The organism is Nocardia sp. NBC_01499 (assembly GCF_045040275.1).
Taxonomy (GTDB): Bacteria; Actinomycetota; Actinomycetes; order Mycobacteriales; family Mycobacteriaceae; genus Nocardia.
Map to the genome: position 1 here is coordinate 5417724 of NZ_CP109426.1, position 15118 is coordinate 5432841.

15 protein-coding genes are annotated in these 15118 nt (G+C 67.6%); 5 read left to right on the forward strand and 10 right to left on the reverse strand.

The annotated features are described in order from the left end of the window. Positions 1-246: 246 nt before the first annotated feature. The 3 genes from OG203_RS24735 to OG203_RS24745 all read right to left on the reverse strand — a co-directional run bounded on the left by OG203_RS24735 (position 247) and on the right by OG203_RS24745 (position 2543). A complete protein-coding gene (locus OG203_RS24735; protein WP_405159657.1) occupies positions 247-1014 on the reverse strand; it encodes a glycerophosphodiester phosphodiesterase in 768 nt (255 codons plus the stop codon). Continuing rightward, positions 1011-2078 carry a DUF4328 domain-containing protein gene (locus OG203_RS24740; protein ID WP_405159658.1) on the reverse strand — a complete coding sequence of 356 codons (1068 nt, stop codon included), beginning with the start codon at positions 2076-2078 and terminating at the stop codon, positions 1011-1013. The genes OG203_RS24735 and OG203_RS24740 overlap by 4 nt, the downstream gene beginning before the upstream one ends. 93 nt (positions 2079-2171) lie before the next feature. After that, positions 2172-2543, reverse strand: a complete 372-nt coding sequence (locus OG203_RS24745; RefSeq protein WP_405159659.1) for a rhodanese-like domain-containing protein — start codon at positions 2541-2543, stop codon at positions 2172-2174. A 532-nt stretch (positions 2544-3075) separates the two neighbouring features. Here OG203_RS24745 and OG203_RS24750 point away from each other — a divergent pair. Beyond that, positions 3076-3687, forward strand: coding sequence for a hypothetical protein (locus tag OG203_RS24750; protein WP_405159660.1), 612 nt, complete (start codon positions 3076-3078; stop codon positions 3685-3687). A 57-nt stretch (positions 3688-3744) separates the two neighbouring features. On the opposite strand, the gene msrA is transcribed toward OG203_RS24750, so the two are convergent. Then, positions 3745-4425 (reverse strand): peptide-methionine (S)-S-oxide reductase MsrA, encoded by a 681-nt coding sequence (gene msrA / locus OG203_RS24755; RefSeq protein ID WP_405159661.1) that lies wholly within the window; start codon positions 4423-4425, stop codon positions 3745-3747. 175 nt (positions 4426-4600) lie between these two features. On the opposite strand from msrA, the gene OG203_RS24760 reads away from it, so the two are divergent. The 3 genes from OG203_RS24760 to OG203_RS24770 all read left to right on the forward strand — a co-directional run bounded on the left by OG203_RS24760 (position 4601) and on the right by OG203_RS24770 (position 7070). After that, positions 4601-5224: a superoxide dismutase gene (locus OG203_RS24760; RefSeq protein WP_405159662.1), complete on the forward strand. Its 624-nt coding sequence runs from the start codon at positions 4601-4603 to the stop codon at positions 5222-5224. Positions 5225-5515: 291 nt separating this feature from the next. Further along, positions 5516-6043, forward strand: a complete 528-nt coding sequence (locus OG203_RS24765; protein ID WP_364725872.1) for a peptidase — start codon at positions 5516-5518, stop codon at positions 6041-6043. Positions 6044-6338: 295 nt separating this feature from the next. Further along, positions 6339-7070 (forward strand): TMEM165/GDT1 family protein, encoded by a 732-nt coding sequence (locus OG203_RS24770; RefSeq protein WP_405159663.1) that lies wholly within the window; start codon positions 6339-6341, stop codon positions 7068-7070. Here the strand turns inward: OG203_RS24770 and OG203_RS24775 are convergent. Next, on the reverse strand, positions 7045-7725 hold the full coding sequence (locus OG203_RS24775; RefSeq protein WP_405159664.1) for a TetR/AcrR family transcriptional regulator: 681 nt from the start codon (positions 7723-7725) through the stop codon (positions 7045-7047). The genes OG203_RS24770 and OG203_RS24775 overlap by 26 nt on opposite strands. 25 nt (positions 7726-7750) lie before the next feature. After that, positions 7751-8629: an SDR family NAD(P)-dependent oxidoreductase gene (locus OG203_RS24780; protein WP_405159665.1), complete on the reverse strand. Its 879-nt coding sequence runs from the start codon at positions 8627-8629 to the stop codon at positions 7751-7753. 164 nt (positions 8630-8793) lie between these two features. Between OG203_RS24780 and OG203_RS24785 the strand changes: the two genes are divergently transcribed. After that, positions 8794-9561 carry an SDR family NAD(P)-dependent oxidoreductase gene (locus OG203_RS24785; RefSeq protein WP_405159666.1) on the forward strand — a complete coding sequence of 256 codons (768 nt, stop codon included), beginning with the start codon at positions 8794-8796 and terminating at the stop codon, positions 9559-9561. Positions 9562-9699: 138 nt separating this feature from the next. Here OG203_RS24785 and OG203_RS24790 read toward each other — a convergent pair whose 3' ends face one another. From OG203_RS24790 to OG203_RS24805, 4 genes are all read right to left on the reverse strand, one after another. Beyond that, complete coding sequence (locus OG203_RS24790) at positions 9700-10518, reverse strand: class I SAM-dependent methyltransferase (RefSeq protein ID WP_405159667.1); 819 nt, start codon at positions 10516-10518, stop codon at positions 9700-9702. A gap of 145 nt (positions 10519-10663) precedes the next feature. Continuing rightward, positions 10664-11122, reverse strand: coding sequence for a GNAT family N-acetyltransferase (locus OG203_RS24795; RefSeq protein ID WP_405159668.1), 459 nt, complete (start codon positions 11120-11122; stop codon positions 10664-10666). 63 nt (positions 11123-11185) lie between these two features. Further along, entirely contained in the window at positions 11186-13156 is a 1971-nt protein-coding gene (gene htpG / locus OG203_RS24800) for a molecular chaperone HtpG (protein WP_405159669.1), read from the reverse strand. After that, positions 13153-14751, reverse strand: coding sequence for a TM0106 family RecB-like putative nuclease (locus tag OG203_RS24805; RefSeq protein WP_405167993.1), 1599 nt, complete (start codon positions 14749-14751; stop codon positions 13153-13155). The genes htpG and OG203_RS24805 overlap by 4 nt, the downstream gene beginning before the upstream one ends. Between the last annotated feature and the right edge of the window lie 367 nt (positions 14752-15118).

Below are 15118 nucleotides of genomic sequence, written 5' to 3' on the forward strand. Positions count from 1 at the left end.
GACAGAGAGCCGAATTCGGGCATTCAGCCCAACTGACAAGCCCCTGACCTGCACGCGAACGATTCCATGGGTCAATCCCGCTTGCTCTTACCCACGGGGGGTCAACCTACATGGTGTGTGCGCCGCCACCCCGCGCGCCACGGCACCTAACCCGGCCGGAGACGGCGCCGGGCCGCAATGTGGACCGGTGGCTGCCCAACGGCGCAGGCGCACAACCTGGTTCGCTCGCGCCACAGTCCGGTGGTCTCAGGCGGCCTCGAGCAGCGTCTTGGTGCGGCCGGGGTGGTTGGTGGCGACCCAGCTGACGCCGAGGTCGGCGCACAGGCGCACGTCGTCGGGATCATCAACGGTCCAGCAGTAGGTGGCGCGGCCCGCGGCGGCGGCCTTGTCGACCAGTTCGGGATGGTCGCGCAGGGTCTTCACCGACGGTCCGACGGCGGTGGCACCGACCGTGGTCGCCGCGCCGCCGCCGAGGTAGCGCGACGATTCACCGAGCAACACGGTCGGCAGCAGTGGCGCGGCGCGGCGGATCCGCCAGACCGCGGTGGCCGCGAAAGACATGACCACCGCGCGGGAATGGTCGGCCGAGGCCGGGGTGGCGATGCCGAACCGCTGCAGTTCGGCGAGCAGCTTGTTCTCCACCAGCGCGCCGTAGCGGACCGGGTGCTTGGTCTCGATGAACAGCTTGGTCGGCCTGCTACGCCAGTCGAGCACCAGCGTGATCAGCTCGCTGAGGGTGAGCACCTCCGCCGCTTCGCCGTCCGCGCCGAAGTCGAGCTCCTTCAGCTCATCGAGGGTCATCTCGCTGACCAGACCGGTGCCGGAGGAGGTCCGGTCGACGGTGCGGTCGTGCACACACACCAGATGCCCGTCCCTGGTGAGCCGGACGTCGCATTCGACGCCGTCCGCGCCCTCCTCCAGCGCCAATTCGTATGCGGCGAGCGTGTGTTCGGGGCGTGCCGCCGAAGCACCTCGGTGCGCCACGACGAACGGTGCGCGACTGACCTGGCTCACTTGGCCATAACCTCCTCGTGCTCACGGTCCACTGCACCGTTGTCATCATCTGTGTCCTGCGCCGGTGCGCTGTCCGCGGTGTCCAGCGGCGGTTCGCTGTGCGCGCGGCCACCGGGCTGCACCGGCTCGATCACCGGCACGGGCGGGTCGACGGCGATCAGCCAGCGCCGCGCGGTCCTGCTGCGGCCGAGCACGTCTCGTTCCTCGACCGCGCGCATCATGGCGAGGGTGAGCAGCGCGACCGCGGCGGCGACCAGATCGGTGAACGCGGTGAACATCACCCCGTCCGCCTTGACCTGCAACGAATCCGCGGTCCGCCACACCAGCGCGGCCACCGCGACGACTCCGCCGAATACCCAGGCGGCCCACCAGATCCGGATCGCCCGCAGCGCCCGCGGATCGGACCGTTGCGCGACGATCTCGGTCAGGAAGACCCCGGGCCACAGCAGATTGACCACCGGAATCACACAGCCGAGCACCAGTGTCCGCACCGAGCGCGGATCGGCCAGCCCGGCCTCCCGGAAGGCGGCCCTGCGCGCGTCGACCAACCAGCCGACCACGGCCACCGCGGTCACCAGCGCGAACAACAGGGCGAGCAGCGCGGCGCCGATAACGAGTGCGTCGGAACAGAACAGCACCGCGGGATGGATCAGCCGCGTGCGATTGCGCAACAGCAGCAGATAGCGAAGCAGCTCGGCGACGACCGCGACCGCGAACAACGCGGCGGTGGTGATCAGCAGCGCGGACGCCCACTTGGTGAGCCCGGTGAGCGGACGGGGCGCCGCGGCGGCGGGACGCGGCGGCGGATCGAGCAGGCCCCAGCGCGGAATCCGGGTGTAGCGCGGGGTTTCCCGGCTCGCGGCGCTCCGCCCGGCGACCGAGGACCGGCGCGCGCGATGGTCCGGCCGCCGCGCCACCCAGCGATAGTTGCGTCGATCGGCGGGCGCGTCGATGGGCGCTGGCGAGAGCAGCACGCCGCGGCAGCGCGGGCACCAGTGCATCGGGGCCGACTGCACGGCCCAGCGCGCGCCACAACGCGCACAAGGTTGGACGACCGTGCTCACCGTGCCTCCTGTGTCTTGCGGGACACCCGCACCCGGTCGGCTCTGATGAGCGCTGCGCCATTGTGTCTCATCACGCCTCCTTCGCGGCGTTCGCTAGTAGATCTTCGCCTGCTGGTCGCCGTCCGCGACGAGCGGGCGGCCCGCCTGCTGCCAGGCGACCATGCCACCGTTGACCTGGATGGCGTCGAAGCCGATGTGCGTGAGGTATTCGACCACCTGCAGGGATCGGCCACCTTGCCGGCAGATGACGTAGAGATCGACGTCGTAGTCAAGCTCGTCCACCCTGGTCGGCACGTCGACCATCGGGATGTGCACGGCGCCCGGCGCGTGTCCGAGCTGCCACTCGTCGTCTTCGCGCACATCGAGCAGGATCGCCCGCGCGCCGTCGGCCGTGCTCGGCTGGCTGCTGTCGAATTCGCTCGGCACCGCGTCCACCGGGACCGAAGGAACATGGGGACTCGTCACGGTTTCGATCCTGCCATGGGTGGCGGGGTGACGTGGAGTTCCGGCTCGCGGTCCCGGCCGTCGGCGACTCGACATCAAGTCGGTACTTCAGGTATGTTCTGCGTCCCGGAACCCTGATCGATGCCCCGCTCAGGGCCCGCATGTGCATACCTCCGACAGAGTTATCCACATAATCCACAACTTCATCCACAGGCTGCAGCTATCAGACAGCGCACCACTTTCAGGGTTTGGCTATCAAAGCTACCCACCGGCTAACCGACTCCCCGGGCCCAGACATCCCGATCCGAGGCCTTCGGCGGTCGTCAGCAGATTCGCGGCAAGAACGTGCGGCGCGAACGACCGATCCGGAACTCCCCTCCATGATCCAATCCCGGAGCGGTCATTCGCCGCCGACCTCGGAACTCGCCGGGCGCAGCTGGTTCCGATATCTACTTGGACGGCGTCGGTCCCGATTCGGTTCCATAAAAAACGAGAACACTAGCGAAAAACTGAAATACTGGGCTCCACCGGTAGCTGTCGGTAGCCTGTGGCCATGAACGTGAGCAGGGGGCTACTCGACGGAACAGACACGGCTGGGCTCAATGTCGCTCTGTCCGAGGCGACATGCCTCGGCCTGGAGATCGATGCCGCAGCCGGGCAACTACGACTCGACTTAGAGGTGCTGACGCTTCCGGAAAACGGAACGCCCACCGAGGATTACCGCGTTCAGGTGAGCTTCACCGGCGTCAGCCGCGTCGCGGCATCGCTGCGCATGCAGAACTGGGACGACCTCGAACCGCAGGTCATGCCCTTGCAATTGAACGGCCTCGACGAGGCAATCCGCAGCTTCGGCGGCGGCAGGCTGCACGGCTGGGAGTTCATCGACCTCGACGACAGCGGCTGGGCGCTGTGGAGCGAACTGCTCAGCTTCGACACCACGATCGACGAGCACGTCTCCGCACACGTGCTGGAATTCTCCCAGGAAGAGGGCATCGACCCGCGCGAACTCGACGTCCGCGTCTGGTTCGACAACGTGCTCGTCCACGACACGACCGGCCGGGAGATCCCCCTCGCGGAGTTCATCGCCGGCGCGGCGCGCTGGTGGGAGGCACACGACGCGGGCGACCCGAGGGCCACCCGCCCCGGCGTCGCGCCGCCGCTCTGACCGAACGAAAACCGAAACCGCACACCCGGGCGCCGGGTGTGCGGTTTTCGTTCAGGGTCAGGCGCCCGATCCCACCGGGCAGCTAACCCCGGTCGCATGCACCGGACAGTAGCCACCGGGGTTCTTGGCCAGATACTGCTGGTGATAACCCTCGGCGTAGTAGAAGGCCGAAAGATCGGGCAGCGCGGCGATTTCTGTGCTGATCTCGCCGTACCCGGCTTCGGCCAGCCGCTGGCCGAAGGCGCTCGCGGTGCCGCGCGCGATCGCGGCCTGGTCGGCGTCGAAGGTGAAGATGGCCGAACGATACTGGGTGCCGCGATCGTTGCCCTGACGCATGCCCTGGGTCGGATCGTGGTTCTCCCAGAACCGCCGCAGCACGCCCGCGTAATCGATGACCGCGGGGTCGAAGACGATCAGCACGGACTCGGTATGACCGGTCCGCCCGCTGCACACCTCTTCGTAGGTCGGGTTCGGCGTATAGCCGCCCGCGTACCCGACCGAGGTCGAATAGACGCCGTCGAGCCGCCAGAATTCCTGCTCAGCACCCCAGAAACAGCCCATCGCCAGCACCGCGACCCGCATGCCCGCCGGAAACGGCGGGCGAATGGAATGACCGTTGACGTAGTGGGTATCCGGCACCAGGATCGGCGCTGCCCGGCCGGGCAGTGCTTGATCCCGCGCAACCATGACGGACGCGGGGAGGCGCAGCCGCCCCACTAGTTCGTCGTACCACGACATGGTTCGATGCTACGCGTGAGGTTTCGCGCCGGGGCCGATGTGACTCGAGGTGCACAGCCCAACGCGCACACCGGAATGCGGGGGCATCAGGCCCGGTTGGAACCGAGCGGGTGTACGAATGATGGTTGGGTGTGCTCGAGACGGGCGCACACAGCCCGACATAGGAAGGGACATCGTGGCTGAGTACACGCTGCCAGATCTGGATTACGACTACAGCGCCCTGGAGCCCCACATCTCCGGGCAGATCAACGAGCTGCATCATTCCAAGCACCACGCCGCTTACGTCGCAGGCGCGAACACCGCGCTGGAGAAGTTGGCGGCGGCCCGCGAAAGCGGCGATCACGGCGCCATTTTCCTGTACGAGAAGAACCTGGCCTTCCACCTCGGCGGGCACGTCAACCACTCCATCTGGTGGAAGAACCTGTCCCCCAACGGTGGCGACAAGCCGACCGGCGACCTCGCCGCGGCGATCGATGACCAGTTCGGCTCGTTCGACAAGTTCCGCGGTCAGTTCACCGCCGCGGCCAACGGCCTGCAGGGCTCCGGCTGGGCGGTGCTCGGCTACGACACCCTCGGCCAGAAGCTGCTGACCTTCCAGCTGTACGACCAGCAGGCCAACGTCCCGCTCGGCATCATCCCGCTGCTGCAGGTCGACATGTGGGAGCACGCCTTCTACCTGCAGTACAAGAACGTCAAGGCGGACTACGTCACCGCGTTCTGGAACGTCGTCAACTGGGAAGACGTGCAGGATCGCTTCACGCGCGCCGTCGGCCAGGGCAAGGGCCTCATCTTCGGCTGATAGCCGCAAGGCACCTAACGGGCCCGCGCTCCTTCCGCAGTTCAGCGGTCGGGGCGCGGGCCCGTGGCGTGTCCGCTCGACGCGATCAGGACACGCCCGGGACGCGAACCGGTATCGGACCTCGGGCCGACGCGCCGGCGCGGGCCTGTGGGCAGGAACAATCGCTGCTCAGCCTGTTTCCGCTGGATAACTGGCACTCTTTGGTACTTGTGTGCCAGGTGTCTCGTAGTTCATCCTCGGAATCCACAGAGGACGGGCAAAGCCGCCCCCGGTTATACGACGGGAGGCATCATGCGGACGAATGGACCGATCGGCATCACGCCTTTCCATGCCCGCGGCTCGCTGCGCGGCTTCGTCATCTCCGGCCGCTGGCCGGACACCACCAAGGAATGGGCGCAGGTACTCGTGCTCGCCGTCCGGGTGGCCACGCTGCCAGGGCTGCTGACCACCTCGACAGTGTTCGGGGTACGCGAGGAGCTGCCGGACGACCCGGCGCCAGGCACGGTCGGCCTGGTGCTGGCCGAGGGCACGGTGCTCGGCGCGGAGGCGCTGGCGCCCGGCCGGTTTGCCGACCATGTGCCAGCCGCCCTGCTCATGCTGCACCCACCCTCGGAAACCCGGCCGTCGCTGCCGGAGTGCGCGGGCGCGGCATCCGGCTGTGTGCTGCTGCCCGGCGTGCCGCATCTCGGCTTGGAACACCGGGCGGCATGGGCCGAGGCCGAATCCGATGGCACGGTCACCTCACTGGTCAGCCGCGTCGGGCTTGACCCGATCAGCGATCCCGACACCGCGGTTCTGGCCATGCTGCTCGCCGCGTAAGGGAACCCGAAACTCTCCGCGTGGATCGCCAAACTTATTGCGCGCATTGCGATTTGGACAACACCATGTTGGCACACTCGACCGCGTGCGGGTAGAGTCGGTGATAGCGAAGGGGAGTAGCCCGCAATCGCATAGTCGACATACTGACCCGCAGCCCCACGAGGGCTCGGGTCCGGCTGTGTGAACCGGAACAATCCGGTGGGCGAGACCTTCGGCCGAGACAACTATTCGTTGTCGGCCGGAGGCATACCCAGTCTCCGACCGGCAGGCCGGAGACCCGGGAGCCGCACACATCATGATCGCCACCGTTTTGCTGAGTATCGGCATCGTCTTTCTCGCCGAACTGGGCGACAAGTCCCAGCTGATGGCACTGACGTTCGCGCTGCGCTACCGCTGGTGGGTGGTGCTCGGCGGCATCGCGACCGCCTCGGCCGCCATCCATCTGCTCTCGGTCGGCGTCGGCTATTTCCTCGGTTCGGCACTGCCGACCACGGCCATCTCCCTAGTAGCCGCGCTGGTCTTCCTCGGGGTCGGTATCTGGACGCTGCGCGAACACTTCACCGCCGACGGCGACGAAGACCCGGCACCGAAGTCGTTGCGCGCGAGCACCGCCCCGTTCTTCGTGGTGCTATCGGCCTTCCTGCTCGCCGAACTCGGCGACCGGACCATGTTCGCCACCGCCGCGCTTGCCACCGACTACGACTGGATCGGCGTGTGGATCGGCTCGACGATCGGCATGGTCACCGCCGACGCGCTCGCCATCGGCATCGGCATCCTGGTCGGCAAGCACGTGCCGGAACGCGCCATCGGCATCGGCTCCGGCCTGCTGTTCCTGTACTTCGGCGCGGCAACGCTGGTCTCGACCGCCGCGCCGACCGTTGGCGGGCCGATCGTCGCCGCGCTCGCCCTGATCGCACCGGCACTCGGCGGCGCGGCCATGCTGCTCCTCCGCGCGCGTCGCCCCGCCCCCTCGGTACCCGACCAGCAGTCGCCGGCGCCGGTTACCGACCCCGAACTGCGTCGGTAGCTGGCAGCAAGGCGTCCCCGTACAACTTCCCGCCGCGACGCACCAGATTCAGCAGCGGCACCCGCAGCGCGAGCAGGCCTTCCGGATCGTCGGCCGCGATCCGGCCGGTGACCATCGCACTGATCGCGGCGGCCAGGGTCTGACAGGCGAAGCGCTGATCATCGGTTCCGGCACCGAGCACGTCGGCGATCAGCCCGACGAACAGCTCCTGCAGCTGCGCCCGGCGGGTGAGCGCCGCCGAACCGACCGCGTAGACCTCGACGAGGAACAGCCGCGCGCTGGCCGGATCGTCGACGAGGTGCTGCAGGTAGGCCGCGAAGATCCGGTCGATCCTCGCCATGCCGTCCGGCTCGGGTGCCGGATCGTCGGCGTCGCCGGCGGCATCGGCGATGCGGCCGAGCAGGTTCTGCACGGCCCGCTCGTAGGCGGCCTCGAAACACGCCTCCTTGGAACGGAATTGCTCGTAGAAGGTCTCCCTGGACACCCCGGCGCGTTTCAGGATAGCCGCGACCGATGTGCCGACATAACCGTTCTGCACCATCGCCTCGGCCATCGCGATCAGGATGCGCTCGCGTTGCGAGGCGACCACCTGCTCGCGCGGCAGGCCGTGCCTGCCGCGCGGGAGTTGGCGTGCGCTGGTTGCCGATTCGGTCATTCGGTGGCTCCGTATTCGGGTCTGACTAGGCTTGCCGCTCCATTTTGCTGGGTCGGTTCGGTTGGTCCGTCGTAAAGGGTGCCTCTTCACTGCGCGCGATCTCCAAGGCGCGCCGCACCCCACGGCGCAAAGTCAGTGCGATCACGCGCTGCGCGATCGGCCGGAACGGCAGCACGAACGCGACCCACCAGGGCGAGACCACTTGACGCCGCCGCCGCGCGATCGCCTTCGCCACCGCGTCGATGGCGGGGGCGAGCGGTGCGACGCCGGAAACGGTGGACCGGCCGATGATGGCGCGTGCCGCGTCGGTGCCGAAGCCGCGCGAGGTCATGTCGGTGTCGAGTTCGGCGAAATAGGCGATGCCTACCTTCGCACCAGTGTGTTTCAGCTCGATCCGCAATGTCTGGCCGAGCGCCTCCACCGCCGCCTTCGACGCACTGTAGGCGCCGACCAGCGGCAGGTTCACCGCGGCCGCGAGCGAGGAGACAACCAGCGCATAGCCGTTCGCGTGACTGATATGCGGTCCGGCCGCGCGCAGCGTGTAGTAGACGCCGAGCACATTGACCGCGAGCGTCTCCTCCATCACCGCCGGATCGCCCCCGATCAACGGCAACTGCCGCGCCACCCCCGCGTTGGCCACCACCACATCGAGCCCGCCGAGCTCGCCGACCAGCGCCTGCACCGCCTTGTCCACCTGCGCGCGATCCCCGACATCGCAGTAGCGCCACGGCGCGTCCCCGCACTCCCGCGCCACCTCCCCCAGCAGTTCCGCCTCCAAGCCGAGCAGTGCGACCGCGGCCCCATCGGCGTGCAACTGCCGAGCCAGCGCGGCCCCGATTCCCCGCGCCGCCCCCGTGATCAATACCTTGCGCCCAGCAACAGACGCCCCCTGGAACAGCTTCATGCAGCGACCGTACCACCGAAGAACATGTTTGTTCGCAAATGGATGTTCCACATTACGCCACCTGGTTTCGGGGTGAGAGGGAGGCCTCATGGGGCTTAGTGGTCGCACCCGTTAGGGTGCAATTGACAAAGGGCCAACTGGCTGTCACGAACGAGAGGACCATCGTGGAGATTTCGGGTTCCGCCGCCATTGTCACCGGAGGCGCATCCGGCCTCGGCGCCGCCACCGCCAAGCGTTTCGCCGAGCTGGGGGCCACTGTCTTCGGGCTGGATGTGCCGCAGTCGATCGAGCGGGCCGGTGACAACGTGCCCGCCGGGGTCACCCTCATTCCGGCCGATGTCACGAGCAATGACGAGGTCAGCGCCGCGGTCGCGCAGGTCGTCGAGTCGGGCGCACCGCTGCGCATCGTGGTCAACTGCGCCGGTGTCGGCTGGGCCGGGCGCATCCTGTCCAAGAACGGCCCGCACGATCTGGAGCTGTTCCGCACCGTCATCACCGTCAACCTGCTCGGCACCTTCAACGTCATGCGCCTTGCCGCCGACGCGATCTCGAAGACCGACACCGTCGACGAGTTCGGCCAGCGCGGCGTCATCATCAACACCGCGTCGGTCGCCGCGTTCGAGGGCCAGATCGGCCAGATCGCGTACTCGGCCTCCAAGGGTGGCGTGCACGGCATGACCGTGCCTGCCGCGCGCGACCTCGCCCAGTTCGGCATCCGGGTGAACACCATCGCCCCCGGCATCATCGACACCCCGATGCTGGCCGGTGTCACCGAGGAGTACCGCAAGGGGCTCGAGGCCGGTGTGCCGTTCCCGTCGCGCCTCGGCCGCCCGGACGAGTACGCGCAGCTGTCGCAGTACATCGTCGAGCACGACTACCTCAACGGCGAGACCATCCGCATGGACGGCGCGCTGCGTATGGCGCCGCGCTAAAACGAGCTCCCCGAAAGCCGCTGCCGACCAAGGTCGGTGGCGGCTTTTCGTTTTCCTAGGGCGATCGACCAGGACGAGGTCGAGCAGGCTGCGGCGTTGAACGAGGCGCTCCTCGAATTCCTCGGCTGAGCACTTCCGTCAGGAGGCTGGCTTGTGGCCGATGCCGAGGAACGCGGTGGTGGACAGCGGCTGCTGCGGGCGGTAGTGCTCGGCGAGGTAGGACTTCATCAGCTCGACGCGTTCGGCCCACACCTGTTCGCCGACGCTGCGGCGCATCAGGCCGAGCGGTGCGCTGCTGCGCACCATGGTTTCCCACATCTGTTCCGCGCTGTCGAAGGCCAGTGCCGTCGAATGCCGTTGGATGGACACGGCTTCGAAGCCCGCCCGACGCATCTCGGTCTGGAAGACCTCCGGATTTTCCAGGCTGAGGTAGTTGGGTTGCGGCTCCCCGACATTCGGGTCGGCGGCACGAAAGGCGCCGAACATCAGCCGCATCAGCGGGGATTCGGCGACCGGCGCCCAGCTGGACACCACGGCCGTGCCGCCGGGGCGAAGCACCCGGAACAGTTCGGCGAAACCCTTGCCGCGCTCCGGGAAGAACATCAGCCCGAACATGGAGAACCCGGCGTCGAAGCGGTCGCTGTCGAACGGCAACGCCTGCCCGTCCCCCACCCGCGCCTCGATATTGGTCAGCCCCGCGACCAGCGCCGCGGCGGTGAGTCGCTCGATCATCGGACCGGAGAAGTCGATAGCCTGCACCCGCGCGACGTGCGGCGCGGCGAGCAGGCTCAGCATCCCTGTCCCCGCCGCGACGTCGACGACCTGGGAAGACGGTGCCAGCGAGGCGAATTCGAGCGCGCGATCGGAGAACGGCTGCATGATCGCGGGCGCGAATTCGGCGTAGCCGTCGGCGACGAGATCCCACGGCTCGGCCAGGGCAAGGGGGTTTCCGGACATAAGCTGACGATCCTTTCGATCGCCCAAATTTAACCGCTTCGGACCCCGATAGACCATCAACTCAGGCGAATGTCGCTGCGCGCGAACGAATTCGGATCGCGTGCCAGAAGGTAGCGAAACGTGCCGTTTCACTACATGAGTGGCGTCAGATCGTGCGGCGGAAGGTCATCAGATGACGTCCTGGGCCGTTGTAGTCGGGCACCGGCCCCTCGACGGTGAAGCCCATCCGGCGATGGAAGGCGATGGAGGTCTCGTTCGTCGGCGCGGTGATCGCGGTGACGACCCGCCTGTCGTGTGCCCGCGCGGTCGCGAAGAACCGCTCGTAGAGTGCCCGCGCCAGGCCGCTCTTCCGCGAATCCGGATGCACCCCGACGAAATGGATGTAGGCCTCGTCGGATTCGGACGGCGAGGGAAACCCGATCAGGAATCCCGACAGCCGCCCCTCGGTTTCCGCGACCAGGCTCGTTCGATGGAAGTGGTCGAGGAACAGTCGCGGCAACACCGGCAGGATCGCGCGGCCCCACCACTCATCGACCACCGCCGCGATCGCGTCGTAGTCCGCGGCCCGCGCCGCCCGGATGACCAGCTCAGTCGAATTCGACACGGCACTCATTGTGCCGATACAGCGGCGAGGACCACCGAGGGGTTGTCCTCGCCGCTGACCGGATCAGAGGGTGCGGGTGAGGCGATCGGTGAGGATGTGCGCGAAACGCGCCGGGTCCTTCAGCTCGCCGCCCTCGGCCAGGACCGCTGTGCCGTAGAGCAATTCGGCGGTCTCGGTGAGCTCGGGGACCTTGCCTGCGTCGGCGTCTTCCTTGCGTGTGTCGTAGGCGTCGCGCAGCCCGGTGACCAGCGGGTGGGCCGGGTTGAGCTCGAGGATCCGCTTGGTTTCCGGCATGAGCTGACCGGACGCGCGATACATCCGCTCCAGCATCGGGGTGAAGTCGAAGACGTCACCGACCAGGCAGGCGGGCGAGGTGGTGAGCCGACTGGTCAGGCGCACCTCCTTGACGCTCTCGTCCAGGGCCTTGCCGAGCCAGGTCAGCACCTCGGCGAAGTCCTTGTCCTGCTGTTCGCGCAGCGCCTCGGAGGCCTTCTTCTCCTCCTCGGACTCCAGATCGACCTCGCCCTTGGCGATGGAGGTGAACGCCTTGCCGTCGAACTCCGGCACCGAGCCGACCCACATCTCGTCCACCGGGTCGGTGAGGATCAGCACCTCGCGGCCCTTGGCCCGGAAAGCCTCCATGTGCGGGGAGCTTTCGATCTGCTGGCGGGACTCGCCGGTCATGTAGTAGATGGCGTCCTGGCCGTCCGGCATCCGCTCGACGTACTGAGCCAGCGTGGTCACCTCGGACTCGGAGTTGGTCGAGGCGAACGACGAGACCTGCAGAATGGTCTCGCGGTTGTCGGTGTCGCCGAGCAGGCCCTCCTTGAGGACGCGCCCGAATTCCTTCCAGAACGTCTGGTACTTGGTCTGATCCTCGGCGCCCTGCAGGTCCTTGACCGTGGACAGCACCTTCTTGACCAGCCGCTTGCGGATCATCTGGATCTGGCGGTCCTGCTGCAGGATCTCCCGAGAGACGTTGAGCGAGAGGTCCTGCGCGTCCACCACACCCTTGACGAAGCGCAGGTACTCCGGCATCAGCTCTTCGCAGTTGTCCATGATGAACACCCGCTTGACGTAGAGCTGCACGCCGCGCTTGTGCTCGCGGGTGAACAGGTCGAACGGCGCCTGCGAGGGCAGGAACAGCAGCGCCTGGTATTCGAAGGTGCCCTCGGCCTTCATCGGGATGATCTCCAGCGGATCGTCCCAGGCGTGGCTGACGTGCTTGTAGAACTCCTTGTACTCCTCGTCGCTGACCTCGCTCTTCGGGCGGGTCCACAGCGCCTTCATGGAGTTGAGGGTCTGGTCCTCGACGACCGTCTTCTCGGTCTTGTCCTCGCCCTCACCCTCGGTGACGGTCCGCTCGACTTGCATGCGGATCGGCCAGGCGATGAAGTCGGAGTACTTCTTGACGATCTCGCGGAGCTTCCACTCCTTGGTGTAATCGAAGAGGTGGTCGTCCTCGTCGGCGGGCTTGAGCTGCAACGAGACCGAGGTGCCCTGCGGCGCCTCGTCGAGGGTTTCGATGGTGTAGGTCGAGCTGCCCGCGGCCGACTCCCAGCGGGTGCCCTCGGACTCGCCCGCGCGCCGAGTGGTCAGCGTGACCTTGTCGGCGACCATGAAGGTCGAGTAGAAGCCGATGCCGAACTGGCCGATCAGCTCCGCGGTGTCGATATTGCCCGCGGCGGCGCTCTTGGCGTCGTTGAGCTTCTTGCGCAGCTCGGCGGTGCCGGACTTGGCGAGGGTGCCGATCAGGTCGACCACCTCGGCGCGGGACATGCCGACGCCGTTGTCCCGGACGGTCAGCGTCCGGTTCTCCTCGTCGACTGCCAGCTCGATGTGCAGGTCGGAGGTGTCGACCTGCAGATCTTTGTCCTGGTAGGACTCCAGGCGCAGCTTGTCCAGCGCGTCCGAGGAGTTCGAGATCAACTCCCGCAGGAAGGTGTCCTTGTTGGAGTAGACCGAATGGATCATCAGCTCGAGCAGCTGATGTGTCTCTGCCTGGAACTCGAGTTGTTCGACGTGCTCAGTCACGACGCGATACTACGACGCCCGAAATCGGCTAGGCCAGGAACCTCGAGGTCTGCCCGGTTCGACATCCAATCGCGCAGCACCTGGGTGGCCCGCACATCGTCCTCGTTGTACTCCAGCAAACGGGTGCGCTGGGACATATCGGGGTCGCCCTCGTAGCCGACGGCCAGGCGATACCAGCTCATCGACGCCTCGCCGCCCGCCTCGGCATCGCGCCAGGCGAAACCGGCGACCGGGGCGATCTTCTTGAGGCCCTTGCCGTTGGGACAGATGAACTGATCGGAGACGGCCTGGAACATGTCGACCCACTCCGGACCGTCCACGAACGCGCGCACCTGATCGACCGTCGGCACCCCGGGCCGACCGGCGAATCGGCGCGCCGACTCATACAGCCACTTGTCCTCGGCCGTGCGCGAATAGCAGTAGGCGGCAAAGGTTTTCCCGTTCGCGGCGGCCTCCGCGCGGATCGTCATCAGCCAGGTCCAGAACTCGCCGAAGGAGCGGCCCTCGTCCTCGGTCGGCAGCGGATCCCAGGTGACGAACGGGCGGTACACGTCATCGAGCAGCGTGCCCCACAGGTACGCGCCGTATTCCTGGAAGCTCTCCAGGTCGACGTCGACCTCAACGTCGGCCCGCTGCACCCGCACCGGCTCCACCCGGCGGACCAGCGGCGCGCCCGCGATCCAGGCCCGCGCGGTGACAACGGCCTCGTCGAACGGGCCGTGCTGCCAGTCGTCCGGGTCGTCGCCCGCCCACCCGGCCAGATCATCGATCGTCTGCACGCCGTGCCTGCGCAGCACCTCGGCGCGTGAACCCGGCGCGACCAGGCTGACGTCGCGGTGCTCGATGAGCCAGCCTTCGCAGCTCGGCCCCTCGATGCCGCGGCTCCACCACGGGCACTGCCTGCACTCGGGCACCTTCGACGGCACCGTGGGCAGTTCGCCGCGCACCACCGCGACCCGATCGGCGTAGCGCTGGTCGTAGTCGGCGAGCACCGGGCCGAGGTCGTGCACCAGGATGCAGTCGAAGTGGTAGCCGATCACGCCGCCGACCAGGGCCGGGCTCGCCATGCCGTGGCGCTGCAGCATGCGGTACAGGTGCGCGAGGCGCTGCTGGTCGCGCGGCTGCTGGCGCAGCTTGCGGTGCCGATCCGGACGCGGGTTCCAGTGGAACGGGTCCGAGGTGGTCGGGTGGAAGTCGGCGGGCTCGGGGTGGCGCGGGTCGGTCACCTTGTGGTTCACCACGATCACCGGGATGTAACCGCCGCGATCGCGGTCGCGCAGCAGGATCTCCGAGCCGCCGCGCCGGCCCGTTTCCGGCTCCTGCGGCAGCAGCCCGCCCCAGATGTGTTGCACGCCAGCCGCGCACGCCAGCATGGTCGCCTCGGCCCGCTCGGACGCGCGCAACGTCGGATCGATCACCACCCAGCCGTCCGGGTCCGCCGCGATCAGCGCGTCGCGCACCCGCAGCCGATGCGCCGTCGCCGCCTCCCTGCGCTGGCGCACCCCTGGATCCTCGGTGACACCGAGCAACGCCCCCGGATGTACCGCGTCGAGATGCAGCCGATGCCGACAACCGATCAGCGCCCTGGCATCGATGAACGGGGTCGGCGCGCCAACACCACCGCTCGGCCGTTCGACGGCCGTGCCGTTGTGCTTGCGACCTTCTCGGTCACCGATGCCCGATTCCACGTTATGCAGTATGGTCCCTACCCCCGACAAACCCACGAACCCCGTGGGCAATGGCCCGGTTGGGACGGCACCTGGCCACACTCCTGACCACCACAGCGCGAGTTCTGCGAGCGCCGTTCGCGGCCCGTCTCGCGTCCGAGTGGTCGAAGCGCATGCGCCGCAGGCGCGAGTCTCGACCGCTCGGACGCGAGACACCCGGGGGCCGCGAACACGCCGCGCCCGCGCGGCAAATAAGACAGCTCCGTTAGGGTAAAGGACAAACCGTGTGACATGG